The following is a 23,515-nucleotide window of genomic DNA, read 5'->3' as shown; positions in this document are numbered from 1 at the left end:
AGCACGCACCCCGAACGGCCCCGATTCCACCGGAAGCGCAACACACCTTGGTCACGTTACTCCTTGGGGTGTTTTTTGTTGGTCGTCCCCCCCTCTCGGCTTCCGCCCCTACCGACAAGACACCCCTGGCGTACACGCTGCGGCCGGCCGGCACCGCCCCCGCCGGGGTCAGGCGCGCTTGGACTCCGCGTAGTCGACGAGGAAGAGGGCCTCCGCCACCGACAGGCGCTCCAGCTCCTGCGGCGACACGCTCTCGTTGACCGCGTGGATCTGCGCCTCCGGCTCGCTCAGCCCGATCAGCAGCATCTCCGCGTCCGGGTAGAGGGAGGTCAGCGTGTTGCACAGCGGGATCGACCCGCCCATGCCGCTGATCTGCATCTCCTGGCCGGGGTAGGCGGCCTCCAGGGCCGTGCGCATCGACGCGTACGCCGGGCTGTCGGTGTCCGCCTGGAACGGCTGGCCCTGGCCGACGACCTCGAGTTCGAGGCGCGCCTTCCACGGGGTGTGCGCCTCCAGGTGGGCCTGCAGCAGCTTGACGGCCGCAGCGGTGTCCACGCCCGGCGGCACCCGCAGGCTGATCAGGGCGCCGGCGCTCGCGTGCACCGACGGCGTCGCGCCGACCACCGGCGGGCAGTCGATGCCGAGGACCGTGACGGCCGGGCGGGCCCACAGACGGTCCGCGATCGTGCCCTCACCGATGAGCTCGACACCGTCCAGGACCCTCGCGTCGGCGCGGAAGTCCGCCTCCGGGTACTGCAGGCCGTCCCACACCTCGTCCGAAGCCAGCCCGTCCACGGTCGTCGAACCGTCCGCCGCGCGCAGCGAGTCCAGTACGCGGATCAGCGCGGCCAGCGCGTCGGGGGCGGCGCCGCCGAACATGCCCGAGTGCAGGTTGCCGCCCAGCGTGTCGATCTTCACCTTGACCAGGCACATGCCGCGCAGGGTGGCCGTCACCGTCGGCAGGCCGAGGCGGAAGTTGCCCGCGTCGCCGATGACGATGGTGTCGGCGGTCAGCAGCTCCGGGTGTGCCTCGGCGTACTGCTGGAGGCCGCCGGTGCCCTGCTCCTCCGAGCCCTCGACGATCACCTTCACGCTCACCGGCACACCGCCGTTGGCCTTCAGCGCGCGCAGCGCCAGCAGGTGCATGATGAACCCGCCCTTGCAGTCGGCCGCGCCGCGCCCGTACCAGCGGCCGTCGCGCTCGGTCAGCTCGAAGGCGGGGGAGGTCCAGGCCGCGTCGTCGAGCGGCGGCTGGACGTCGTAGTGCGCGTAGAGCAGCACGGTCGGCGCGCCCTCGGGGCCGGGCAGGAAACCGTAGACCGACTGGGTGCCGTCGGGGGTGTCGAGCAGCGCAACGTCCTGGAAACCCTCGACGCGCAGGGCGTCGGCCACCCAGTTCGCGGCGGCCTCGCTCTCGCTCTTGGGGAACTGCGCCCAGTCCGCCACCGACTGGAAGGCCACCAGCTCGGTCAGCTCCTGCTTGGCGCGGGGCATCAGCGAGGCGATGGTCTCGGCGATCGGATTCTGGGACATGGGCACGCTCCTTTTGGGTGCGACGTTGTTCTCCGTGTACGCCGCCCGCATCCGCGGGGTGTGCGTATGCCGGGTACGGCGAAAGACAGTCTTGATCCTCGCACAGCGGGACGGGGCGGTGTCTCGCCGTAGGATTTCCCCGGCATCGGAGCAACCGGGTGATCAGGAGCAGCGACACATCGTGAGCAGCGACGACGACGTACGCGACGCAGACGCAGGCGCGGGCGCGGGCATGGACGCAGGAGCGGGCATGGACGCGGGCGCAGACGCAGGCGTGGGCAGGGGCACGGGCACGGGGCGGGACGCCCAGCGGGCGGGCGACGAGGCGGGCGGCGAGGCGGCCGGGGAGACCGGCGAGGTGTGGGACGTGGTCGTGGTCGGGGCGGGACCTGCCGGGTCCTCGGCCGCGTACGCGGCGGCGACGGCCGGGCGGCGCGTCCTGCTGCTGGAGAAGGCCGAACTGCCCCGCTACAAGACCTGCGGCGGCGGCATCATCGGCCCCTCGCGCGACGCCCTGCCCCCGGGCTTCGTGCTGCCCTTCAAGGACCGCATCCACGCGGTCACCTTCTCGATGGACGGGAAGCTGACCCGCACCCGGCGCTCGAAGCACATGCTGTTCGGGCTCATCAACCGTCCGGAGTTCGACGCCGGCCTGGTCGCCGAGGCGGAGAAGGCCGGCGCCACCGTCCGTACGGGTACGGCCGTGGCCCGCGTCGAACAGCACGGGGCGGCCGTTCCCGACCGGCGCACCGTCGCCGTGGTGCTCGCCGACGGGGAGACCGTGCTGGCCCGCGCGGTGGTCGGCGCGGACGGCAGCGCGAGCCGGATCGGCGCGCACGTCGGGGTGGAGATGGACCAGGTGGACCTGGGCCTGGAGGCGGAGATCCCCGTCCCCGAGACGGTCGCGGAGGACTGGAAGGGACGGGTGCTGATCGACTGGGGCCCGCTGCCCGGCAGTTACGGCTGGGTCTTCCCCAAGGGCGACACCCTGACAGTCGGGGTCATCTCGGCCAAGGGCGAGGGCGCCGCGACCAAGCGCTACCTGGACGACTTCATCGCCCGACTCGGACTCGCCGGCTTCGAACCGGCCGTCTCCTCCGGGCACCTGACCCGCTGCCGCAAGCCCGATTCGCCGCTCTCGCGCGGCCGGGTGCTGGTGGCGGGCGACGCGGCCGGACTGCTGGAGCCGTGGACCCGGGAGGGCATCTCCTTCGCGCTGCGCTCCGGGCGGCTGGCGGGGGAGTGGGCGGTGAAGATCTCCGAGGCGCAGGACGCGGTGGACGCGCGCCGTCAGGCCCTCAACTACGCCTTCGCGGTGAAGGCCGGGCTGGGCGTGGAGATGGGGGTCGGCAAGCGGATGCTGAACCTCTTCGAGGTCCGGCCGCGGCTGCTGCACGCGGCGATCACCGGCTTCGGTCCGGCGTGGCGGGCGTTCGCCCGGATCACGCGGGGCTCGACGACGCTGGCCGACCTGGTGCGTACGTACCCGCTGGCCCGCAAGGCGCTGCACATGATGGACGCCCGGCAGGCGGCGGCCCGCAGCGGCGGCGGCCAGCACTAGGTCCTGTCGTGCGAAAGGGCGGTGGAGGCACGGCCGGTGGTGCGGGTGCGGCCGGCGGCGAGGGCGCGGGCCGTGCCGATGGTCCGGACTGGCACGGCGGCTCGAACCTCAACCAGGTGGACCGGCCGGAGATCGTCCTCGCGGCCTTCGGGCGCGGCGAGCCGAAGGCCGGGGTGGCGGTGATCGCACTCGCCCTCAACCATGCCGACCCCGGGGCCGTGTTGCCCGTGGTCGCGAGGGCGTTGGAGTCGGCGGACCGGGAGGTCCGCCGACAGGGGGTCATCGCCCTGGCACACGTCGCGCGGCTCCACGGAACGGTGGACCGGTGCTGCCTGGAGCTGCTGCGTGGCTGCCCCCGCGGCAACGAGGCCGACGACGACCTGTGGTCCTTCGTGCCGCACCGGGAGCTGCCGCTCTGGCTGTGGCGGCACCACCTGGGGGAACAGCTGCTCGCATGGCTGCGCCGACCGCTCGATCGGCTGCTGGGCCGACTGCGTGGTTGACCGCCCGGCTGACCGGCTGCCGCCGTCCACCGGGTCAGCCGGACAGCGTGATCCGGAAGACCGGGTGGTCGCCGGCGGCCGCCTGCAGTTCGGCGTCGGACGACTTCGCGGTGACGCCCTGGAAGAACCGGTTGACCTCCCAGCCCCACTTCTCCAGGTAGGTGCGCAGGACGTCGGCCTTCTGCGCCGGGTCGGTGATCTCGGTGACGGTGAACGCGCGCACCTTGCGCCCCACGCGCAGCTCGCCGCCGCCCGCCACCCGCATGTTGCGGACCCACTGGGAGTGGCCGCGGGCCGAGACCAGGTACTGGGCGCCCTCGTAGGTGTGCGGGTTGACCGGGATCCGCTGCATCTCGCCGGACTTGCGGCCGCGTACCGAGAGCTCGGCGCTGCCCGCCAGGCTGATGCCGAAGCGGGCCAGCTTGCCGAAGAGCGCGTTGAAGCGGGTCTCGAACGGGGTCGCCTGGACGTAGTACGGGGTGGGCGCGTTCATCGTGACCTCCGGGGCCGCTTTCTTCATTGAGAGAGCACTGCTCTCGCTTGAGAGCAGTGTGCACGGATCGGTGCGCCAAAGCAAGAGCAGTGCTCTCGAAATGGAGCGGCAATCCGATTCCTGGGCGGTGCTCCGTTCGCGTGGCAGACTGACCCGCATGAACACCGTGCGAGGGGCCAGGGAACGGGCCCGCATCGAGGTCACCGCCGCCATCAAGGACGAGGCGCGCCGCATGCTCGCGGCCGAGGGCGCCGCCAAGCTCTCCCTGCGCGCCGTCGCCCGCGAGCTGGGCATGGTCTCCTCCGCCCTCTACCGGTACTTCCCCAGCCGGGACGAACTGCTCACCGCCCTCATCATCGACGCGTACGACAGCGTCGGCGCGGCCGCCGAGGCGGCCGACGCCCACGCCCGCGCCGCCGGGGCCCCGCCCCGCGCCCGCTGGATCGCGGTCTGCGAGGCCGTCCGCTCCTGGGCGCTGGAGCACCCGCACGAGTACGCCCTCATCTACGGTTCCCCGGTTCCCGGCTACAGCGCCCCCATCGACACCGTGGGTCCGGCCTCCCGCGTCGCCAACACCTTCATCGGCATCCTCCACGCCGCGTACGAGGGCCCCGGCCTCGCCCTCCCGCCGCTGCCGCCCGCCCTGCGCCCCGAGGCCGACCGGATGACCGCCGACTTCGCCGTGGGCCTGCCCCCGGCGGTCACCGCCGCTCTGGTCGCCTCCTGGGCCCAGTTGGTCGGGCTGGTGTCCTTCGAACTGTTCGGACAGTTCAACCGGGTCGTCGAGGACCGCGCCGCCTTCTTCGCGCATGCCGCCGACCAGCTCGCGCAGGGGGTCGGACTGCCGGCCGTATGACGGGCGGGCGGGCGGCGGCGCGGACCGTTGTGGACGCCCCGGAGGTCCAGGGGTCGGGAGGGCCGGGAGGTCCTGGAGGTCCTGGACATCCAGGAGATTCATTTGATGAGGGGACGCCTCGCTCTTCTGTTCCTCATACGAATGCGGGCGGTTCAGCCTTGGACGATGGGCCGCCCGTCTAGTGTTCCTCGGGTCGTCCCCCTGCCGCCGCCGAAGGAACGTTCATGCCTCGCGCCGTGAAGGCCTTGTACGCCGCCCTGGTCACTGCCTTATTGGCCGCATCGGCGCCCGCCATCATCGCCGCGGCACGTGACGCGCCCCGGCAGACCGCCCCGCCGGCGCCCAACGCGCCCCCCACCCCCCGGACGCCGGGCGTGCGGGGCCTGGAGATCGCCGTCCCCGCGTACGTCTGGGCGAACGACCCCATGCTGACCGACCTCACCGCCACCGCTCCGGCCCCCTCGGTGGTCGTACTGAACCCGGGCAACGGCGACTCCCCGTTCGACGGCCCCTGGCGGGCCCGCGCCGACGCACTGCGCACCCGTACCACCTCCACCGGCGAGAAGACCCGGGTGCTCGGCTACGTCCACACCGACCACGGCAACCGCGACATCGCCGCGGCCAAGGCCTCCGTCGACAACTACCTCAAGACCCCCGACGGCCGCCTCCACGTCGACGGCATCTTCTTCGACGTCGTCAGCCGCGACTGCGGCCCCGTCAACGCCACCCGCGACTACTACGCCGAGCTGCGCCGCTACGTCCAGGACGCGATGGGCGCCGCCGACCCGGCCGCCCCCGACCTCGTCGTCAACAACCCCGGCACCGCCATAGCCGACTGCTACCTGGAGCCGGGCCACCGCACCGCGGACATCTTCGTCACGTTCGAGGACACGTACGCCGCGTACACCGGCGCCGGCTGGCTCGGCGGCAACGTCTTCGACCACCTCTCCGGCTACCGCTCCGGCGCCGAACTCGACCCGAGCGGCACGGCGTTCTGGCACCTGGTCCACGACGTCCCCGACCCCGAGGCGATGCGCGCCACCCTGCGCACGGCCTTCGACCGCGGCGCGGGCTACGCGTACGCGACCAGCACGGTCATGCCCAACCCCTGGAACGCGGGCCCGGCATGGAAGTACCGCACCCAGACCACGTACGCGGCCACCCTCGGCTGAGGACCGTGGGACAGGGAGCGCCCGTGAGCCGTGCTCTCATGCGCTCGGCCGACCCAGGCCGCCGTCGCTCCGGAGGAGCTGGGCGTTGATCCAACCCCCCTCGGCGGAGCAGAGGAACGTGACGAGATGCGCGCAGTCCTGCGGCACACCGAGGCGTCCCAGGGGAGTTGAACGGATCAGGTCCGCCTTCTGCTCCTCGCCCATCCACCCGGTGTCGGTCGGCCCGGGGTCGATCGCGTTGCAGGTCACTCCCAGGTGGGCGAGCTCTTGCGCGGCGGCCGTCGTGATCCGGTCCAGCGCGCCTTTGCTCGCCCCGTACGGCAGGTTGCCGGCGGTGTGGTCGCTGGTCAGGCTGACGATCCGCCCGCTGCCGTGCCGCCCGCGGAACCGCAGCCCGTACTCCCGGATCAGCAGCCAGGTGGCCCGCGCATTGACCGCGAAATGCAGGTCGAAGCTCTCCACCGTGGTGTCCAACAGGCCCGAATCGACCGACTCGCAGTGGCAGAGCACAAGCGCGGTGACGTTCCCCAGCGCATCCTCGACGCCGTCGAAGAGCTGCGCCGGCACGGCCGGGTCGCTCAGGTCCGCCTCGACCGCGTGTGTTCTCGCCCCCAAGGACGTCACCTCGGTCCGCAGCTCTTCGGGTGCGCCCGACTCCGTGCCCCACGGCATCCGCCCGTCGTACGGGGTCCAGTAGGTGAAGGCCACGTCCCACCCGGCCCGGGCCAGGTTCAGCACGACGGACGACGCGATTCCCGCCGAACGTCCCGCCCCCGTGACCAAGGCGAGCGGGCGCCCCGCCTCACCCGGGCCCTGCCGACTCCCCGCGCGCGTCTCACCGGTCATGCCCGTCATCCTGGCGGGCCGTCCCGGACGCGGCACACGAATTTCGCGGGTGCCGCGTCAGCGGTAGTCGTCGGGGTGGCCCTGCATCCAGGTGTTGATCCTGTCGCGGGTGTCGATCAGCAACGCCTTGTGCTTCTCCAGGTTCGCCGTGCTCCGGTCGCCGCCGAGTTCCCCGTCGAGCTTCGCGATCAGGGCGATCGGCTCGGGGAAGTGGCCGGGGCCCTTCGGGTCGGCCTTCATTGCACGGTCCATGCGGTGGAGTTCGTCGTCGAGCCGGCCGAGCACGTACGCGCAATTGCCCGGAACACACGCATCGTCGAGCGTCGCCTGGAGTCGTGCGAAGGCGTCCCGGACCTTGTCGGGCCGGTTGTCGGGGGGTATCGGCTCCCCGGTCGGCGAGGGCGCCGACGGGCTCGGATCCGACGGGCCCAGCGCGCCCCCGTCCGGGGGCGCCGACACGGCGGGCGGCGCGGCCGGCTCCAGGTCGCAGGAGACCGCGAACCCCGCCAGTGCCACCGCGAGAAGCGCCGCACCGACCGCCGTTGAACCGAACCGCATCGCATACCCCCGTGATCGTCGAGGGCCTGACCCTACCGAGGCCACCTCGCCGTGCCCATGGTCAGCGCCCGTCGTTCTCCGGACGGCGGGCGAATCCGAGCAGCACGTGGGTGACCCGGAGCAGGAACACAGCCGCCGCCAGGATCACGCCCGCCACGGCCAGGGTGCGGCGCGTCGACGGGGAGAGGGAGAACGCGAGCGCGGGCCCGTACACCGAGCCGAAGGCGAGGGCGGCCGCGAAGCAGGCACTGACGAAGGCGTAGCCGATCTCGATGGTGATCGCGTCCCGGTCCGCCTGCGTGCGTCGCTCCATGCATGGAGTGTCACAGCGCGTACTGCCCGTCACAAGCCCCCCGCGCCGCGCCCGGCGGCGGCGGGGTCAGATTCCGGCCGTGTCCGTCCACAGCCGGGCCAGCGCCAGGTCGCCCGTCACCCCCGGACCCGCCAGCGGGGTCCGGTTCCAGAGCGCCGCGTACAGCCAGGACGCCTCGCCGGTCAGTTCGCAGTCGGCCGTCTCGCCCGTGTCGCCCGGCACCGTACGGGCCGGCTCCGCCGACAGGTGTACGGTCCACACCGCGCCCGTGTCGGCGGCCCGCACCCGCACCACCTTGGGCTCGGCGGTCCGCACCCGGCTGCGCGGCCGGGCGTGGAAGCCGGTCAGCAGCTCGTCCACCCCGTCCTCCGCGAACTCCGGCTCCACCGCGGAGAAGACCACGCCGAGCGCGGCCTCCGCGTCCATCCGGTGCACGGTGGTCTCGTGAGCCTGCCGCCGGGCCCAGAACGCCACCGGCGAGGGCGGGGCCGTCGGCAGGAAGGTCCAGCACTGCACATCGGCCGGCGCCTCGTTCAGGGTCCGTACCAGGTCCGCGTGGCCCTCCCGGAACCAGGCCAGCAGCTCGCCGCCGACCAGCTCCGGCGCGTCCGGGAAGCCCACCGGCTCCAGCCGCCGCTCCGCGACGTACGCGGTGGCCCAGCGGTGCACCGAGCCGGTGTGCCGCAGCAGGTCGGTGACGCGCCACCCCGGGCAGGTGGGGACCGCGGATTCCGTACCGGCGCGTTCGGCCACCTCGGCGAGCAGCTCGCCTTCGCGTGCGAGGGTCTTCACATGTTCGGTGATCTCCATACCGTGAGTCTTATCAGCCCGCCCGCGACAATGGAGAGCGTGACTCCTCCCCCTCGTGAGCGAGGGGGCTTCTCGCTATGCCGGTTGGGCTTTGCGGCGGACCAGCCCGGCCCGTAGAACGTTGAGCGCGCCCACCGTGTCCGCGTGCGCCTGGTGGCCGCACGAGACGCAGTGGAACTTTTCCTGTGCGGGCCGGTTCTCCTTGTCGACGTGCCCGCATTCGGGGCATGTGCGGGAGGTGTTGCGGGGGTCCACGGCGACCACTTCCCTGCCGGCGCTTTCAGCCTTGCCCGTGAGGATCGTCAGGAACACCCCCCATCCGGCATCCGAGATCGAGCGGTTCAGTCCGGCCTTCGCCGCCGCCCCATTGGGCAGGAAGCTGCCCCGCATCTCTGGGTCGGTCTTCGGAGCGGGCGCCTTGACCATGTTGCGGATCTTGAGGTCTTCGTGCGCGATGAAGTCGTGCTGTCGTACGAGGTCAAGAGCGGTCTTGTGCGCGTGGTCGAGCCGCTGGCGACGGACCTTGCGGTGCAGGGCGGCAACGCGTTCGACGGCCCGGCGGTGGTTGGCGGTGCGCTTGCCGCGGCGGACCCGAGGGAACCTGCTGAGGGCCTGCTGTGCGGTTTCGAGCTTCGCGGCTGCCTTGCTGCCGTGGCGGGGATTGGGAACGAACTCGCCGTTGGAGTCGGCGAGGAAGTTGGCTATGCCCATGTCGATGCCGGCCACGCTGCCCGTCGCGGGGAGCGGTTCGGGCTGCGCCCGCTCGGCGGTCAGCACGACGAACCACTTGCGGCCCTCGCGCTTGACGCTGACGGTCTTGACCTTGCCGACGACGGGCCGGTGCTGGTTGACCTTGACGTGCCCGACGCCTTGGAATCGGACACGGGTGACGGGGTCGTGCGGGGTGGAGTCCCAGCGGCAGCTGTCCCCGTCCTTGGGGAAGTCCACCGTGTCGAACCAGTTGACGCCCCGGAAGCGCGGATAGCCCGGCGTATCACCGGACTTGACCCGGTGGAAGAACGCGGCAAACGCCTTGTCGAGACGGCGGAGCGTCGCTTGCTGACTGGAGAACGACCACCGGCCGTGACGCTCCGGGGCGAACGCCCGGATCTCCTTGAGCTGCGCGGACTGCTGCCCGTACTTGATGCTCGTCTTCGAGGCGTGCCGGTAGGCATCGCGGCGTTCCTGCAACGCCCCGTTGTAGAGGCCGCAGTGATCCCGCAGCATCTCGCCGAGTGTGATCGCCTGACCCACGGTGGGCCGCATGAGGAACTTGTACGCACGGATCACCCAGCCCACCCCCTTCCAAGTCGGTTCGCCTGACCACAATACGCTTGGTGGATGTCACCACGCTGGGAACCAGACCCTGATATCCGCCGAGGAAACCATGTCATCTACAACCTCCACGCTCACTTGGTGTTCGTCACCAAGTACCGGCGCGAGGTCTTCAACGACGCCATGCTGACCCGCTGCGAGGAGGTCATGCGGGACGTGTGTGTGAAGTTCGAGGCCGAGCTGAAAGAATTCAACGGCGAGGGCGACCACGTGCACCTGCTGGTCCACTACCCGCCGAAGATCGCCTTGTCCAAGCTGGTCAACAGCCTGAAGGGGGTCAGCTCCCGATACCTGCGCGCCGAGTACACCGGCCGGATCAACCGGATCGGTATGGGGTCCGTCTTCTGGGCACCCTCATACTTCGTCGGGTCCTGTGGCGGGGCACCGCTGAGCATCGTCAAGGACTACATCGAGAACCAGAAGCGACCAGCCTGACCGTTACGACGGAGGCGCTGAGAACTCCGGCGCTTCGCGCCTCCGGCCCGAGGATCGCATTCCCGCCCGGCCTGAAGGCCGGGATTCCCTGCGAAGATCAAGAGATGGACGGGGAACTCTTCCCGCGCGAGCGGACCGTGATCGCCCCCGGCGCCGTGCACGTGCCGGACTGGCTCGGGGCGGGGCGCCAGGGCGAGTTGCTGGCGGCCTGCCGCGCGTGGGCCCGGCCGCCCGCCGGCCTGCGCACCGTACGCACTCCGGGCGGTGGGGTGATGACCGCCCGCCAGGTGTGCCTCGGCCTGCACTGGTACCCGTACGGGTACGCGCGCACCGCCGTCGACGGCGACGGGGCACCGGTCAAGCCGATGCCGCCATGGCTCGCCGAGCTGGGGCGGGAGGCGGTGACCGCGGCGTACGGGGACCCGCCGGAGCCCGGGCCTGGACCCGGACCCGGACCGGCCTACGACATCGCGCTGATCAACTTCTACGCCGGCGACTCCCGCATGGGTATGCACCGCGACGCCGAGGAGAGGTCCACCGCGCCGGTGGTCTCGCTCAGCCTCGGCGACACCTGCGTCTTCCGCTTCGGGAACACCGCCTCGCGCGGACGCCCGTACCGGGACGTCGAGCTGCGCAGCGGGGATCTCTTCGTCTTCGGGGAGGCGAGCCGGCTGGCCTATCACGGGGTGCCGAAGGTCCTGCCGGGCACGGGCCCGCGGGAGCTCGGGCTGACCGGGCGGCTGAACATCACACTCCGGGTCGGGGGGCTGGGCTGAGCGGCGGCACCCTGCGCCCTCCGATCATGCGAGGATCGTTGCCATGAACGGCAACGGGGCCCCGCCGCGGGTGGGGGATGTGACCACGTCATCCGCGTCCGGTGCGGCTGCGCGGACCAGGCTGGAACGGGGTCGCGGCGCGCTCGGGCCGGCGCTGGAGCTCGTCCACACCGGCCGTGCCCCGACCCGCGCCGTGCTGACGGCCGAGCTCGGGGTCACCCGCGCCACCGCCGGAGCGGTCGCCGCCGAGCTGGAGGCCCTCGGGCTGATCCGCGTCGATTCCCGCCCGGGCGGGACCGGAGGGACCGGCGGAGCCCAGGGCCGCCCCTCGCACCGGCTCTCGGTGGCCGAGGACGGCCCGGTGGCGCTGGCCGCCCAGGTGCACTCGGACGGCTTCCGGGCCGCCCTGGTCGGCCTCGGCGGCCGCATCGTGGCCACCGCCCCCGGCAAGGTCACCGTCTCCGCCGATCCGGCGCAGGTGCTCGGCGCGGTCGTGGAGGCGGGCGCGGAGCTGCTCGCGCAGAGCGGCCGGCGCTGCGTCGGCGCGGGTCTCGCGGTCCCCTCGGCGGTCGCGGAGCCGGACGGTACGGCGCTGAACCCGCTGCACCTGGCCTGGCCGGCCGGCTCTCCCGTGCGGGCCATCTTCGCGGAGTGCGTGAAGGCGGCCGGGATCGACGGCCCGGCCCTGACCGGCAACGACGTCAACCTCGCTGCCCTGGCGGAGCACCGGCACGGCGCGGGACGCAGCGCCCAGCACCTGCTGTGCGTGGCCACCGGGCACCGCGGGGTCGGCGGGGCGCTGGTGCTGGACGGCCGCCTGCACAGCGGGAGTTCGGGCCTGGCCCTGGAGGTAGGCCACCTCACCGTGAATCCCGAGGGGCGGGCCTGCCACTGCGGCAGCCGCGGCTGCCTGGACGTGGAGGCGGACCCGCTGGCCTTCCTCACCGCGGCGGGCCGCAGCCCCGGCCCCGAGGTGTCGCTGCTCCAGCAGGCCCGCGACCTGCTGCGCGACGAGCCCGCGGAACCGGCGGTACGGGCGGCCACGGAGGAGCTGATCGACCGGCTCGGGCTCGGCCTCGCGGGCCTGGTGAACATCCTCAACCCGGACCGGATCATCCTGGGCGGGCTGCACCGGGAGCTGCTGCACGCCGACCCGGAGCGGCTGCGCGCGGTGGTCGCAGACCGCAGCCTGTGGGGGCGCAGCGGCGGGGTGCCGATCCTGCCGTGCACCCTGGACCACAACAGCCTGGTCGGCGCGGCGGAGCTGGCGTGGCAGCCGGTGCTCGACGACCCGCTGGGAGCCCTGGCCTGAGCCGGATCGGACCGGATCCGACCGGATCAGGCCGATCTTGACGGGCCCGGTCGGCGCTGGTCGGCCCCGGCCGGTCCCGGTCCGTCCCGGCCGTCCCCGCGGATCGGGCCGGGCCCCGGGGGCCGGGGCGGTCGGTCACCCGGGCCGGGCGCCGACCGGCGATGCCACCGGCAGGCCTGTCGCGACGGCCGCCGGATCGACGGCCAGGAGCACCGCGCGCGCGGGTTCCCGTACGGGCGTGGCCCTGAGGGGGACCGGCCCTACCGGCGTCGCCCTGGCCGGGGCCGCCGTGAGCGAGAACCACACGGCTTTTCCGGGGCCGTCGGGCCGCTCCCGCGCCCCCCAGGCCTCGCTGAGCGCCTCCACCAGGGCGAGCCCGCGTCCGCAGGTCTCCAGCGCCTCCGCCCGCGTCCGGTGGACGACCGGCAGCCGCGGATCGCTGTCGATGACCGAGACCGTCAGTCGCCCGAGCCGGAGTTCGATCTCCACGGTGCAGGTCTTGTCCGGCTGCGCATGGCGGTGGACGTTGCTGAGCAGCTCCGTCACGCCGAGCGCAGCCCGGTCTATGAGCGGGTCGAGCTCCCAGTGGCGCAGTTGTGCAGAAACGATTCTGCGGATTTGGCCGATCCGCGACGGCAAGGCCTGCAGTTCGACGACGCAGTGCCTGCGGGAATGAGTGATCACGGCTGCGACTCCCCGACATGAGTGTTACGGGTGCTGCACCCTCGGTAATGCTCCACCAGGGTCACCCACGGTGCCGCACAGTGCAACCGAACGCGATCGAAAGGGATTCGCATGGATCCCCAAAGCGAACGTTTGTGCAGGTGGGAGGGGTACATTGCGAAGAAGGGGGCGAAGTTCACCCACGAAGGAGCGCGGCACATGAGCACCACCGGCACCACCAGAACCACCGGTACGACTGCCACGACCGTCGACGTCGATCGCAGCGACGCGGACTACCGGGCCTGGCTCAAGGAGGCCGTCCGCAAGGTCCAGGCCGACGCCAACCGCTCCGCCGACACCCACCTGCTGCGCTTCCCGCTCCCCGAGGCGTGGGGCATCGACCTCTACCTCAAGGACGAGTCCACCCACCCGACAGGCTCCCTCAAGCACCGCCTCGCGCGCTCGCTGTTCCTCTACGCGCTCTGCAACGGCTGGGTCCGCCCCGGCCGCCCGGTCATCGAGGCCTCGTCCGGCTCCACCGCCGTCTCCGAGGCGTACTTCGCCAAGCTGATCGGTGTGCCCTTCATCGCCGTCATGCCGCGCACGACCAGCCCGGAGAAGTGCCGCCTCATCGAATTCCACGGCGGCGCATGCCACTTCGTGGACGACCCGATGAAGATGTACGAGGAGTCGGCCGAGCTCGCCGCCCGAACGGGCGGGCACTACATGGACCAGTTCACGTACGCGGAGCGGGCCACCGACTGGCGCGGCAACAACAACATCGCCGAATCGATGTACCAGCAGCTGCGCCTGGAGCGGTACCCCGAGCCCGCCTGGATCGTGGCGACCGCCGGCACCGGCGGCACCTCGGCGACCATAGCGCGCTACGTGCACTACATGCAGCACGACACCCGCATCTGCGTGCCGGACCCGGAGAACTCCTGTTTCTTCGACGGCTGGACCAACAACGACCCGGACGCGAGCAGCGATTGCGGCTCGCGCATCGAGGGCATCGGCCGGCCGCGGATGGAGCCGAGCTTCGTGCCCGGGGCCATCGACCGGATGATGAAGGTCCCGGACGCGGCGAGCGTCGCCGCCTGCCGCGCGCTGGAGACGGCCATAGGGCGCAAGGCGGGCGGCTCGACCGGCACCGGCCTGTGGAGCGCCCTGAAGATCATCTCGGAGATGGTGGCCGAGGGCCGCACGGGCAGCGTCGTCACCCTGCTGTGCGACCCGGGCGACCGCTACCTGGACAAGTACTACTCCGACGAGTGGCTGGCGGCGCAGCGGCTCGACATCGCCCCGTACGCGAAGACCATCGACACGCTGCTGGCGACGGGTGTCTGGCGCGAGCCCACCGCCTGACACCCCGTCGCGGCGGCAGGCCCGCCCGGAGCGGCGGCCATGTGGCGCCGCCGTGACGGGCCCGTGACGAAAACGGCCTGGTGGCACCGGGGTTGCCTGGCTACGCTCGGCGGACTCAGAACACGCGCGGCCGGGGGGAACCATGGCGGGCATCGAGTACAGCAGACCCGAGCGGGACGCGCGCACACGCGCACGGACGACCGGTCCGGGTGACCGGCCCGGAGCGGAGAGCCGAGACGAGCGCGGGGGAGCCCCTCTGGAGTGCCCGAGCTGCCGGCGCTCCGACGAGGTCCGCGCCGTCCCGGCCGTCTCTCTCGGCGGGCAGCGCCGGTTCCATGAGGAGACCGGCGACGGCGACCGGCGCACCGGCGTCCGCGAGATCGTCCCGCGGCTGGCCGACGCGCTGGCCCCGGCCCCGCCGCCCCCGGATACTTCGGGGCGCACCGGGCTGGGCGTGCTGCTCGTCCTGGTGTCGATCGGTACGTTCATCGGCGGCGCGCTGGGCGGGAACTGGTTCACCGACGCGCCTGCGGCCGAAGTGAACCACGGGTCGACGACGCTCTGGGGCGGCGCGACATGGGCCCCCGCGGCCGAGCCCGGGGCCGAGCTCCTGTTCCTGGCCTGGATCTCGGGGTTCGCCCTGCTGGGGGCGGTCCTGCTGATCGTCTCGACCGCGCGGACCCAACGGGCGTTCCGGGCCCGGGTCGCGGCCGGCCGGGTCGCCGCCGAGGACGTCTGGTCCCGTGGCTGGTGCTGCGCACGCTGCGCGGTGGTCCACTTCGCCGGCGGGCCGGGGCTGACGCTGCAGGAGTTCCGCACGGCCGTCTGGAGCGCGGGCGGCTACGGAGAACTGGCCGAGGTCCACCGCGTGTCGGGAGCGACGATGGCCCCGGTCACTGATCGGCCCCGCGCCGGGCGGTGAGCCGCCGGTCGAGGGCTCGGACCGCGGTGCGGAAGGAGTGGCCCAGGCCAGGGCGGGCGGCGGCCAGGCCGAGGCGGAACGGGGTTGGCCCGTCGGCCGCGAAGGTCCAGCGGACGTGCGTGCCGGAACCGGCCGGGGTCAGCCGCCACTCCTCCAACAGGGCCCGCACCCCGGGGACGTTGGTGGTGTCGACCCGGTACGCGTAACGCCGCTCGGGATCCGCGGCCATGATGGTCTCCCGGAAGCGCACCCCGCCCATCAGCTTGATCTCGCGGCCCGCGCCCCCGTACGTGGGGCGGGCCAGTGTCACCGCCCCGAACCACTCGGCCCAGCCCGCCACTTCCTCGGCGAGCGCCTGGTACACGGCCTCGGGCGGCGCCACGGTGTCGGTGGCGAAGACCAGCCGGACCGGCGCGTCGTCGATGAAGTCGAGCCCCACCGGTCGGAGTCGGCGATCCATGGGCGGTACCCCCTGGGGTGAGCTGCTGAACAGGCGTGCGCGCCACCATAGCCCCGTACCCGTGAGAAGTCCGCAGTGATCCCGACCGATCCGGACCGATCCCGAGCGAACCCGTCCGGCCCTGTCCGGCCCTGTCCGGCCCCGTCCGATCTCTGCCGATCTCTGCCGATCCCCGCGCGGGACCTGGGCAGCGGCTCCGTTGCGCGGGATGCTGGAGCCGCGCCGATCCCGCCCCGCGAGCGGAGGCCGCTGTGCCCGACCGCCCCCAGCCCGACCCCTCCCCGTCCGACACCTCCCAACCCGACCCCTCCCCGCCCCACATCCCGGCCGACACCCCCCTCGCCCTCGAACTCCTGGTCCACGGAGTCGCCGGTGCCGCCCCCGGCGAGCTGCTCGGCGACCCGCGCACCGTCCGTGTCACCGGCGACTCCACCGCCGCCGTCTTCCGCCGCACCGAGGACGCCGACGCCGAGGCCCACCCCGAGCGGTACGCCGGGCGGCCCGTCCCCGAGGCCTACTGCTGGTCCCGGCTCACCTCCGGCAACGGCGCCCGCGCCCTGTGGCTGCTGCTCCTGCCCTTCATGGTGGCCAACCTCGCCCACTGGGCCCGGCCGGCCACGCCCGCCGCCGACCCCGCGCCACGCGCCGTGCGCACGTACGGGGTCCTCGTACGGATCCTCGCGCTCAGCCTGACCGTGCTGCTGATCGCCGCCGCCTGCGAGGTCGCGCTCGACCTCCTCGCCTGGCAGTGCGCGGGCTCCGGGACCTGCGCCGGCTCCCGATTCCGCTCCTGGCTGGGCTTCCTCGCGCCCGGCGCAGGCTGGTGGGCCCAGCCCGGACGGCGCCTCGCCCTCGGGGCCCTGGTCCCCGCCGCGTTGACCGGCCTGCTCTGGTACCTGTCGAACCGCACCTGGAGCGCCTACGAGTCCCAGCCCCCGCCCGCCGGCGCCGCCGATCCGGACACCGCGTCGGACCCCGTGCCCGCGCTCGGGCGCCCCGGGTTCTGGTACGGTCGCCGGCTCGTGGCCCGGCTGCGCGCCGCGCACACCGCCGCCGGGCTGCTCACCGTGGCGGTGGCCGTCTCCGTGCCGACCGCCCGCCAGGACCGCCGGGCCGGCGCCCCCGTCCTCACTGCCCTCGGTACCCTCACGCACGTCCTGCTCGCCGCCGGGGCCGTCACCGTGGCCTGGGTCGTCTGCCGGCGCGGCCGCACCGAGGACCGGGCCGACCACCGGCTCGACCGGGCCGCCGTCACCCTGCTGCCCGGCGCCGCCCTCGCCCTGCTCGCCGCCGTCCTCGTGCACGCCTGCTGGTCGCGCCCGGGCTGGACCGCCACCGGACGGCTCCCCGGGGACCTGGCCTTCGGCGTGCTCATGCTGGGTCAGGGGCTCTGCGTGCTCGCCCTCGCCGCCGTCGCCCGCGACCTGTACCGCAGGGCTCCCGACCCGGCGACGGCCCTGTACGGCCTCGGCGGGCCCGCCGTCGCCATGCTCGGCTGCGCGCTCGGCGGGGTGATGTCCGGCGGGGTCGCGCAGCGCGTCGCCGACTGGCTGGACGGGGGAGCCACGCCCGGCATGCCGGGCGCCCCGCTGGCCGGGCCGCCGGTCCTGCTGTCCTGGCAGGCCGCCGTACTGCCCCCGCTGCTCCTCGTACTGGTGCTGCTCGCGGGCTGGTTCGCGGTGCTCGGAGCCCGGGCCCGGGTCCGGCTCGCCGCCGCCGTGGCCGCCGAGTACCCGGGGGAGACACCGGACCTCGCCCGCAGCCGCAGGATCGCCGGGGCGCGCACCGCGGCCGCGCTCACCGACTCCGCGCCCTGGTTCGTGGCGGCCGTCTCCGGGATCACCCTGGTGCTGGGCGGGGGCGCGCTGGCCGGGGCCTGGTTCAGCGGAAAGGTCCCGGGCGAGGCCGCCCGGGGGACCGTGCCGCTGCTGGAAGCCGCCGCCCGCGCCGCCCAGGACACCGGGTCCTGGCTCATCGGCCTGGGCATCGCCGCCTTCATCGCCTGGGGCCGCCGCGCCTACCGGGACCCCGCCGCCCGCCGGACCATAGGGATCCTGTGGGACGTCGGCACCTTCTGGCCGCGCGCCGCCCACCCGTTCGCGCCGCCCTGCTACGCCGAGCGGGCCGTACCGGACCTGACCTGGCGGATGGCTGGCTGGACCGGCCGCACCGGCGGCCGCCTGGTCATCTCCGGCCACTCCCAGGGCAGCGTGCTCGCCGCTGCGGCCGTCTGGCAACTGCCGCCGCCCGCCCGCCGCCGTGTCGCCCTGCTCACCTACGGATCCCCCCTCGGCCGCCTCTACGGCCGCTGGTTCCCCGCCTACTTCGGCCCGGGGCCGCTCACCGCCCTGCACCGCGAGGTCGACTGCTGGCGCAACCTCTGGCGGGCCACCGACCCCATCGGCGGGCCGGCGCTGCCCGGCGCGGAGCCGGACGTGGACCGCGGCCCGCTCGCCGACCCGCTCGCCTACGGGCGCAGCGCCCGCCATCCGCTGCCCGCCCCGATCCTGGGCCACTCCGACTACCAGGCCGATCCGGCCTTCGCCGCCGAACGCGACGCCCTGCTCGCCCGGCTGGACGCCGCCGCACGGGCCGAGGTGCCGGGTCAGCGGGTCGTGGTCAGCAAGGAGCGGGCTGGACCGGCAGCGTCGGCAGATCCGGCAGCGCCGGCAGATCCGCCGGGAACAGCAGGGTGAGCTCGTCCGTACTGGGCTCCGCGAGCTGGGCCACCCGGCCCGCGTGCCGCTCCACCATCGACTCGAAGGTCTGGCGGGCCGTGCGGCCGTTGCCGAAGGCCGGGCCCTTGGGCAGTTCCGTGAAGTACGTCAGCAATGCCTGCGACGTCCCGTCCCCGAGCCGGTACTCGTGCTCCTCCGCCTGCTGTTCCACGATCCGCAGCAGTTCTCCGGGCCCGTAGTCGCCGAAGGTGATGGTCCGGGAGAACCGCGAGGCCACCCCCGGATTCACCGTCAGGAAGCGCTCCATCTCCGCCGTGTACCCGGCGACGATCACGACCACCGCGTCCCGGTGGTCCTCCATCAGCTTCACCAGCGTGTCGATCGCCTCGCGCCCGAAGTCCCGTCCCGAGTCCTCCGGCGCCAGCGCGTACGCCTCGTCGATGAACAGCACCCCGCCGCGCGCCCGGTCGAAGGCCTCCTGCGTACGGATCGCCGTGGAGCCGATGTGCTCGCCGACCAGGTCCACCCGGGACACCTCGACCAGGTGCCCGCGCTCCAGCACCCCGAGCGAGGCCAGGATCTCCCCGTACAGCCGGGCGACCGTGGTCTTGCCGGTGCCGGGGGAACCGGTGAAGACCAGGTGCCGGCGCACCGAGGCGGCCTTCAGGCCCGCCTGCTGACGCCGCCGGCCCACCTCGATCATGTCGGTGAGCGCCCGCACCTCGCGTTTGACGCTGTCCAGGCCCACCAGCGCGTCGAGCCGGCCCAGCATCTCGCCGGAATCCGGCGCGGCGGCGGCCGGACCGCCCTCCGCCCCGTCGGTGGGCCGCGGTACGGAAGGCGGGGGCGTCTGCGCCGGCTGCGCCACGGGGCTCTGCGTCCCGGTGGCCGTACGGATACCCGCCCGCGCCCCGGCGGGCGCGCCGCCGGGGGCGGCCCGGTCCGCGAGACGGGCGCCGGACTCGTCGCCGGTGCACTCCTCGGCGGTCGGCCCGTCCTCGGGAACCTCGTAGCCCCCGCGGGCGCAGCGCTCGGTGTGGCACCGCGTCAGCGTGGTGCGGCAGCCGTCCATGACGTGGAAGCCGAAGCCGGAACTGCCCGTCACCCGGCAGGCCGTGAAGGTGCCCCGGCCACCGGCCGACACGTAGAAACCAGCCTCGGCGGGGGAGGTGACCGTGCACCGCTCCAGCGTCGGGTCGGCGCCCTTGGTGACGATCACACCGGTCTGCACGGCGTCGATGGTGCAGCCGGCGAGCGTGCCGCCGCTGCCGTGGTCGCGGAACCAGGCCCCGGTCGCCGCCTCGCGGATCCGGCAGTCGTCGAGCTGCGCCATGGCCCCGTCACTCACGGACACGGCGGTGTTGCGCACCTGGGACAGATCGCTGTCGACCACGTCGACGCGCGATCCGCGGTCCAGCACGAACAGCGCGTCCGGCACGTCGTGCACCCGGCAGGAGTCGAGGGAGACGGTGGCCCCGTCACTGATCCACACCGCCGGATAGTCACCCGTGCTGTCGTGGATCTCGCAGGACTCGGCGTCCACCCGGGTGCCCGGGTCCCACACGGACAGGCCGTTGCGGCCGAACCGGCGCACCGTGGTGCGGCTGAGGGTGAGCACCGAACGTGACCGCAGATCGACCGCGTTCTCCGGGATGTCGTGGATGTCGCAGCCGGCCAGGGTGAGCACCGCGTCGGTGTCGAGCGTGACCCCGTCGGCCGAGGTGCGGTGCACCGAGCAGTCGGTGAGCCGGGCCGTGGCGCGCGCGGCGATCTGCACCCCGGCGCCCTTGACCTCGTACACCTCGCAGCCCAGCGCCTCCAGCCCCGAGCCCTCGCCGGTGACCCCGATGCCCGCGCCCGTGGCGTGGTGGATCCTGCAGCGCTCCAGCCGGGGCCGGCCGCCGCCGCGCACCGAGACGCCGTTCTGCCCGGCGGACACGACCTCGCACTCCTCGAACACCCCGCCGCCACCGTCCAGTACGGCGATGCCGACGCCGGCCGGATTCTCCACCGTGCACCGCCGCACCAGGGGACGGGCTCCGGAGCCACGCACCTCGATGCCGGCGGCGGAGTGGGTGCTCACCCGCAGATCGGTGAGCTCGGGGCAGCCTTCCTCCACCAGCAGCGCGGGCGCCGCCCGGTCCTGGCCCTCCAGATACAGGTCCTGGACCACGGCCGAGGCGCGCACGGTCAGCGCGACCCCGTCGAGCGGGGCGATCCGCACCGACCCCGCCCCGGCCTCGGGCCCGCGCAGGGTAACGGCACGGTCCAGCACCAGGTTCTCGCGGTAGGTGCCGGGGGCGATCGTCAGCACGTCCCCGTCGCCCGCGACGGCGAGCGCGGCGGTCAGCGTCGGATACTCACCGGAGCGGCGCCGCCACCGCGAAGTCCCGCCGTGCGTCACCTGGACCGTGCCCTGAACCATGGTGCTGTCGTGCCCCCACCCTCGTACTCGCGCTGCCGATACGACCGATGCCACTGAAGTCTGACGTCACCGCAGCCACCGAAGTCACTGGAGCGACCCATCCGGCCGCTCCACCGTAGCGCGCGCGGAGCCGATGAGCTGCCAGGTCAGCTGCCCGCGCCCGCTCGGCCCCAGTCCGGTCCTGCCGCCGCCCAGGCCCGGTCCAGACGTATGTACCGCCGATGCATGAGCCGCCGTACGACCAGCCGCCGGACCGTCTCCACCAGTGTGGCCACGCAGATCGCGGCGGCCAGCCCCGCCATCCCCGCGTGGAACACGGCCGCGGACGGGTCGAGCGGCTGCCCCACCAGCCGGCCGCGCGCGTCGGTCCAGATCCGGAACCGCTCGCCGGGCCGCGGCGGTTCCTCCGCGGCCGGCACCGTGCCCTGATGGCTGCTGCCGTCCGGCGCGGTCCACGAGGCCACGATCTGCGTCCGGTGCGGGGCCGTCCGCTGCGCCGACGTGTCGGCCGAGGCGCTGGCCGAAGCGCCCGCGCCCGTGGCCGCCGCCGACTCCGGGGCGGGCCGCAGGACCACCGCCGGGACGAGATGACGCTCCTGCCGCTGCTCGTGCGCGGCCTGCTGAAGGGTACCGTCCACCTGCAGGCCCGCGACCCAGCCGATGGCCGGAGCCACCACCAGGACACACACCAGCGCGGCGAACGCCACCCACGCCTCGAAAAGATCGGTCGGCCGGCGCAGCGGATTGCGCCGCCAACGCCACACACCCATTGCTGTCCGCACGGTCCGGCTCCCCCAACCTGTGCCAGTCTCCGCCTGCCTGCGCCTCTGTCCTGACTGATCCAACGGCTTGGTCGTGCCAGTTGGTTCCAGTGCGGGCGCCGAGCCCCTCGAAGGTGTCAATCCGGGCGGCCGGTCGCCGGTCCGCGACCACCCGCCCGCCCCTCATGTCCCACCTGCCCCAGGATGGCACCAGACGCGTCACGCGAGGACACGGACCTCGTCGCCGACGCGCACCGTACCCAGCCGCACCGGTACCAGGAGCCGCCCGAACGCGAGCGACTTGCCGATCCGCCGGTGCCTGGCCAGGGTCTTCAGCGGCTCCTTGCCCCGCTGCGCCGTCTCCTGGTCGGTGGTGGTGACGACGCACCGGCCGCATTCGCGCACACCGCGGAATACGGCATCGCCGATCGCGATGCGGAGCCAGCCGTCCTCCGCCCACGCCTCGGCCCCGGAAACCACCACATTGGGGCGGAAACGGTTCATGGGCAGGGGGCCTTCCTCAGGATGGTCCCCCTGCGCGATCAGCGAGTTGAGCGCGTCCAGCGAGGCGAGCGTGGCGATCAGCAGCGGATAGCCGTCGGCGAGGCTCACCATCTCGCCCGGCAGGGCGTAGTCCGGATCCACGGGACGGCGTACCGCCGGATCATCCATGTGCACCAGCCGTACCGGCTCCCCGAGGTACGCGCTGAACCAGTCGGCCGCGGTGGTCGCCGCGGCCACGGTCTCGACCTTCTTCCCGAACAGCATCGCCGGCTCCAGCGGACCCGGCTCGGGCACCTCCACGAACAGCTCCGCCATGCCCGGCGCCGTCACCGCGATACGCCCGCCGCCCGCAGGACGGGCCGTGGCCAGGGCGAGGCGTGGATGGCGGCGTTGGGTGATGACCGTGCCCTCGGGATCGATCAGCGCCCAACGTCGGTCCCCGGACAGACCCCAGGGCTCCACGGCCACCTCGTCGGGAGCGGTCCCCGCTACCGATTTGACGGGATGGATGTGGAGCGCCTGGACGTGCAAGTTCGACATGAGGGCATCCTGCCAGCCCTCCGCTGCCCCGCCTCTCAGAGCCCCCTCAGTAGCCGCGCCCCTGGTAGGGGCGGCCGTACGGGTCCTCGTACGAGGCGGCCGGCACCGGTGCGGGCACCTGCATCGGACGCGGCGCGGCCGGGCGCATCGCCTCGTACCCGGTGGCCATGGCGACCGGGCGGGGCTGCTGCGGCTGGGGCTGCGGCATGTATCCGCCGCGGGCCGCCATCGGCTGCTGCTGAGGGATGTACGGGGCCGGCGCCTGCTGCAGCGGCATCGGCTGCGGGGCCGACTGCTGCTGGTACGGGTATCCGTACCCCGAGGTCTGTTGCTGCTGGGGCTGGGCCGGCGGCAGCGCGGGCATCGACGACGCGAGAGCCGGCAGGTACCCGCCGCTCGAGTATCCGGCACTCGGGGACTCGTAGGCGGCCGGGACGCGGATCGGGGCGATCTGCGGAGTGCCGCGTTCGGCGACGAGGGAGTCGTAGATGGGGGTGTCCGGGAAGGAGGGCGCGGAGTAGTAACCGCCGCCATAAGTGGAGCGGGGGGAGGTCATGGGACCTAAGTTAAGCCCACGACTTCACCGGGTCCATAGCGAGGTGTCGTCAACCCCGCGCTGACCTGCATATTCGCAGGTCAGGGCCTCACCTTTCACTTGACGTTCACGTGCACGATTCGCCACTTCCGCCCCACC

At 73.2% G+C, this 23,515-nt stretch carries 23 protein-coding genes; 10 read left to right on the top strand and 13 right to left on the bottom strand.

Annotated features, from left to right (window positions below; translation table 11 throughout):
* Positions 1–168: 168 nt before the first annotated feature.
* Positions 169–1,533 carry a M20/M25/M40 family metallo-hydrolase gene (locus ACZ4YL_RS22575; RefSeq protein WP_468118780.1) on the bottom strand — a complete coding sequence of 455 codons (1,365 nt, stop codon included), beginning with the start codon at positions 1,531–1,533 and terminating at the stop codon, positions 169–171.
* Positions 1,534–1,891: 358 nt separating this feature from the next.
* Here ACZ4YL_RS22575 and ACZ4YL_RS22570 point away from each other — a divergent pair, with 358 nt between their 5' ends.
* Positions 1,892–3,094, top strand: coding sequence for a geranylgeranyl reductase family protein (locus ACZ4YL_RS22570; RefSeq protein WP_468118962.1), 1,203 nt, complete (start codon positions 1,892–1,894; stop codon positions 3,092–3,094).
* 8 nt (positions 3,095–3,102) lie between these two features.
* The gene (locus ACZ4YL_RS22565; RefSeq protein ID WP_468118779.1) at positions 3,103–3,597 is read left to right on the top strand and encodes a hypothetical protein; all 495 of its coding nucleotides are present in this window, start codon (positions 3,103–3,105) and stop codon (positions 3,595–3,597) included.
* Between the two features lie 34 nt (positions 3,598–3,631).
* Here the strand turns inward: ACZ4YL_RS22565 and ACZ4YL_RS22560 are convergent, their stop codons facing one another.
* On the bottom strand, positions 3,632–4,090 hold the full coding sequence (locus ACZ4YL_RS22560; protein WP_468118777.1) for a nitroreductase/quinone reductase family protein: 459 nt from the start codon (positions 4,088–4,090) through the stop codon (positions 3,632–3,634).
* 157 nt (positions 4,091–4,247) lie between these two features.
* Here ACZ4YL_RS22560 and ACZ4YL_RS22555 point away from each other — a divergent pair, with 157 nt between their 5' ends.
* Positions 4,248–4,946: a TetR/AcrR family transcriptional regulator gene (locus tag ACZ4YL_RS22555; protein ID WP_468118776.1), complete on the top strand. Its 699-nt coding sequence runs from the start codon at positions 4,248–4,250 to the stop codon at positions 4,944–4,946.
* A 224-nt stretch (positions 4,947–5,170) separates the two neighbouring features.
* A complete protein-coding gene (locus tag ACZ4YL_RS22550) occupies positions 5,171–6,118 on the top strand; it encodes a spherulation-specific family 4 protein (RefSeq protein ID WP_468118774.1) in 948 nt (315 codons plus the stop codon).
* Between the two features lie 36 nt (positions 6,119–6,154).
* Here the strand turns inward: ACZ4YL_RS22550 and ACZ4YL_RS22545 are convergent, their stop codons facing one another.
* The 5 genes from ACZ4YL_RS22545 to ACZ4YL_RS22525 all read right to left on the bottom strand — a co-directional run bounded on the left by ACZ4YL_RS22545 (position 6,155) and on the right by ACZ4YL_RS22525 (position 9,935).
* The gene (locus ACZ4YL_RS22545; RefSeq protein WP_468118772.1) at positions 6,155–6,964 is read right to left on the bottom strand and encodes an SDR family oxidoreductase; all 810 of its coding nucleotides are present in this window, start codon (positions 6,962–6,964) and stop codon (positions 6,155–6,157) included.
* A gap of 57 nt (positions 6,965–7,021) precedes the next feature.
* Positions 7,022–7,522 carry a hypothetical protein gene (locus ACZ4YL_RS22540; RefSeq protein ID WP_468118771.1) on the bottom strand — a complete coding sequence of 167 codons (501 nt, stop codon included), beginning with the start codon at positions 7,520–7,522 and terminating at the stop codon, positions 7,022–7,024.
* A 61-nt stretch (positions 7,523–7,583) separates the two neighbouring features.
* Positions 7,584–7,835: a DUF6332 family protein gene (locus tag ACZ4YL_RS22535; protein WP_468118769.1), complete on the bottom strand. Its 252-nt coding sequence runs from the start codon at positions 7,833–7,835 to the stop codon at positions 7,584–7,586.
* 66 nt (positions 7,836–7,901) lie between these two features.
* Complete coding sequence (locus tag ACZ4YL_RS22530) at positions 7,902–8,645, bottom strand: maleylpyruvate isomerase family mycothiol-dependent enzyme (RefSeq protein WP_468118767.1); 744 nt, start codon at positions 8,643–8,645, stop codon at positions 7,902–7,904.
* A 75-nt stretch (positions 8,646–8,720) separates the two neighbouring features.
* Complete coding sequence (locus ACZ4YL_RS22525) at positions 8,721–9,935, bottom strand: RNA-guided endonuclease InsQ/TnpB family protein (protein WP_468118765.1); 1,215 nt, start codon at positions 9,933–9,935, stop codon at positions 8,721–8,723.
* Positions 9,936–9,986: 51 nt separating this feature from the next.
* Between ACZ4YL_RS22525 and tnpA the strand changes: the two genes are divergently transcribed.
* The 3 genes from tnpA to ACZ4YL_RS22510 all read left to right on the top strand — a co-directional run bounded on the left by tnpA (position 9,987) and on the right by ACZ4YL_RS22510 (position 12,503).
* Positions 9,987–10,415: an IS200/IS605 family transposase gene (tnpA, locus tag ACZ4YL_RS22520; RefSeq protein WP_327385720.1), complete on the top strand. Its 429-nt coding sequence runs from the start codon at positions 9,987–9,989 to the stop codon at positions 10,413–10,415.
* A gap of 104 nt (positions 10,416–10,519) precedes the next feature.
* Positions 10,520–11,191: an alpha-ketoglutarate-dependent dioxygenase AlkB family protein gene (locus ACZ4YL_RS22515; protein ID WP_468118763.1), complete on the top strand. Its 672-nt coding sequence runs from the start codon at positions 10,520–10,522 to the stop codon at positions 11,189–11,191.
* A gap of 43 nt (positions 11,192–11,234) precedes the next feature.
* On the top strand, positions 11,235–12,503 hold the full coding sequence (locus ACZ4YL_RS22510) for an ROK family protein (RefSeq protein ID WP_468118762.1): 1,269 nt from the start codon (positions 11,235–11,237) through the stop codon (positions 12,501–12,503).
* 135 nt (positions 12,504–12,638) lie between these two features.
* Here ACZ4YL_RS22510 and ACZ4YL_RS22505 read toward each other — a convergent pair whose 3' ends face one another.
* Positions 12,639–13,187: an ATP-binding protein gene (locus tag ACZ4YL_RS22505; protein ID WP_468118760.1), complete on the bottom strand. Its 549-nt coding sequence runs from the start codon at positions 13,185–13,187 to the stop codon at positions 12,639–12,641.
* A gap of 198 nt (positions 13,188–13,385) precedes the next feature.
* Between ACZ4YL_RS22505 and ACZ4YL_RS22500 the strand changes: the two genes are divergently transcribed.
* Both ACZ4YL_RS22500 and ACZ4YL_RS22495 read left to right on the top strand, forming a co-directional pair.
* Complete coding sequence (locus ACZ4YL_RS22500; protein WP_468118759.1) at positions 13,386–14,531, top strand: PLP-dependent cysteine synthase family protein; 1,146 nt, start codon at positions 13,386–13,388, stop codon at positions 14,529–14,531.
* A 142-nt stretch (positions 14,532–14,673) separates the two neighbouring features.
* Positions 14,674–15,453 carry a hypothetical protein gene (locus ACZ4YL_RS22495; protein WP_468118757.1) on the top strand — a complete coding sequence of 260 codons (780 nt, stop codon included), beginning with the start codon at positions 14,674–14,676 and terminating at the stop codon, positions 15,451–15,453.
* Here ACZ4YL_RS22495 and ACZ4YL_RS22490 read toward each other — a convergent pair.
* Positions 15,425–15,913, bottom strand: coding sequence for an SRPBCC family protein (locus ACZ4YL_RS22490; RefSeq protein ID WP_468118756.1), 489 nt, complete (start codon positions 15,911–15,913; stop codon positions 15,425–15,427). The genes ACZ4YL_RS22495 and ACZ4YL_RS22490 overlap by 29 nt on opposite strands.
* Before the next feature lie 320 nt (positions 15,914–16,233).
* Between ACZ4YL_RS22490 and ACZ4YL_RS22485 the strand changes: the two genes are divergently transcribed.
* Positions 16,234–18,609, top strand: coding sequence for a hypothetical protein (locus ACZ4YL_RS22485; protein WP_468118960.1), 2,376 nt, complete (start codon positions 16,234–16,236; stop codon positions 18,607–18,609).
* Here the strand turns inward: ACZ4YL_RS22485 and ACZ4YL_RS22480 are convergent.
* The 4 genes from ACZ4YL_RS22480 to ACZ4YL_RS22465 all read right to left on the bottom strand — a co-directional run bounded on the left by ACZ4YL_RS22480 (position 18,533) and on the right by ACZ4YL_RS22465 (position 23,377).
* Positions 18,533–21,016 carry a right-handed parallel beta-helix repeat-containing protein gene (locus ACZ4YL_RS22480; protein ID WP_468118754.1) on the bottom strand — a complete coding sequence of 828 codons (2,484 nt, stop codon included), beginning with the start codon at positions 21,014–21,016 and terminating at the stop codon, positions 18,533–18,535. The two genes, ACZ4YL_RS22485 and ACZ4YL_RS22480, sit on opposite strands and share 77 nt — an antisense overlap.
* A 146-nt stretch (positions 21,017–21,162) precedes the next feature.
* Positions 21,163–21,798: an Rv1733c family protein gene (locus ACZ4YL_RS22475; protein ID WP_301372984.1), complete on the bottom strand. Its 636-nt coding sequence runs from the start codon at positions 21,796–21,798 to the stop codon at positions 21,163–21,165.
* A 198-nt stretch (positions 21,799–21,996) separates the two neighbouring features.
* Positions 21,997–22,821: an MOSC domain-containing protein gene (locus tag ACZ4YL_RS22470; protein ID WP_468118752.1), complete on the bottom strand. Its 825-nt coding sequence runs from the start codon at positions 22,819–22,821 to the stop codon at positions 21,997–21,999.
* 46 nt (positions 22,822–22,867) lie between these two features.
* Positions 22,868–23,377 carry a DUF6643 family protein gene (locus ACZ4YL_RS22465; protein ID WP_030713698.1) on the bottom strand — a complete coding sequence of 170 codons (510 nt, stop codon included), beginning with the start codon at positions 23,375–23,377 and terminating at the stop codon, positions 22,868–22,870.
* Positions 23,378–23,515: the final 138 nt, after the last annotated feature.

Source organism: Streptomyces sp. NPDC030021 (genome assembly GCF_055574035.1).
This window is presented reverse-complemented; position numbering and strand designations above follow the sequence as displayed.

Excerpts from the sequence above, each read along its gene's own strand:
- ACZ4YL_RS22575 (WP_468118780.1), bottom strand. The coding sequence starts at position 1,533 with ATGTCCCAGAATCCGATCGCCGAGACCATCGCCTCGCTGATGCCCCGC.
- ACZ4YL_RS22560 (WP_468118777.1), bottom strand. The coding sequence starts at position 4,090 with ATGAACGCGCCCACCCCGTACTACGTCCAGGCGACCCCGTTCGAGACC.
- ACZ4YL_RS22555 (WP_468118776.1), top strand. The coding sequence starts at position 4,248 with ATGAACACCGTGCGAGGGGCCAGGGAACGGGCCCGCATCGAGGTCACC.
- ACZ4YL_RS22550 (WP_468118774.1), top strand. The coding sequence starts at position 5,171 with ATGCCTCGCGCCGTGAAGGCCTTGTACGCCGCCCTGGTCACTGCCTTA.
- ACZ4YL_RS22545 (WP_468118772.1), bottom strand. The coding sequence starts at position 6,964 with ATGACCGGTGAGACGCGCGCGGGGAGTCGGCAGGGCCCGGGTGAGGCG.
- ACZ4YL_RS22540 (WP_468118771.1), bottom strand. The coding sequence starts at position 7,522 with ATGCGGTTCGGTTCAACGGCGGTCGGTGCGGCGCTTCTCGCGGTGGCA.
- ACZ4YL_RS22535 (WP_468118769.1), bottom strand. The coding sequence starts at position 7,835 with ATGGAGCGACGCACGCAGGCGGACCGGGACGCGATCACCATCGAGATC.
- ACZ4YL_RS22530 (WP_468118767.1), bottom strand. The coding sequence starts at position 8,645 with ATGGAGATCACCGAACATGTGAAGACCCTCGCACGCGAAGGCGAGCTG.
- tnpA (WP_327385720.1), top strand. The coding sequence starts at position 9,987 with ATGTCACCACGCTGGGAACCAGACCCTGATATCCGCCGAGGAAACCAT.
- ACZ4YL_RS22515 (WP_468118763.1), top strand. The coding sequence starts at position 10,520 with ATGGACGGGGAACTCTTCCCGCGCGAGCGGACCGTGATCGCCCCCGGC.
- ACZ4YL_RS22510 (WP_468118762.1), top strand. The coding sequence starts at position 11,235 with ATGAACGGCAACGGGGCCCCGCCGCGGGTGGGGGATGTGACCACGTCA.
- ACZ4YL_RS22500 (WP_468118759.1), top strand. The coding sequence starts at position 13,386 with ATGAGCACCACCGGCACCACCAGAACCACCGGTACGACTGCCACGACC.
- ACZ4YL_RS22495 (WP_468118757.1), top strand. The coding sequence starts at position 14,674 with ATGGCGGGCATCGAGTACAGCAGACCCGAGCGGGACGCGCGCACACGC.
- ACZ4YL_RS22490 (WP_468118756.1), bottom strand. The coding sequence starts at position 15,913 with ATGGATCGCCGACTCCGACCGGTGGGGCTCGACTTCATCGACGACGCG.
- ACZ4YL_RS22480 (WP_468118754.1), bottom strand. The coding sequence starts at position 21,016 with ATGGTTCAGGGCACGGTCCAGGTGACGCACGGCGGGACTTCGCGGTGG.
- ACZ4YL_RS22470 (WP_468118752.1), bottom strand. The coding sequence starts at position 22,821 with ATGTCGAACTTGCACGTCCAGGCGCTCCACATCCATCCCGTCAAATCG.
- ACZ4YL_RS22465 (WP_030713698.1), bottom strand. The coding sequence starts at position 23,377 with ATGACCTCCCCCCGCTCCACTTATGGCGGCGGTTACTACTCCGCGCCC.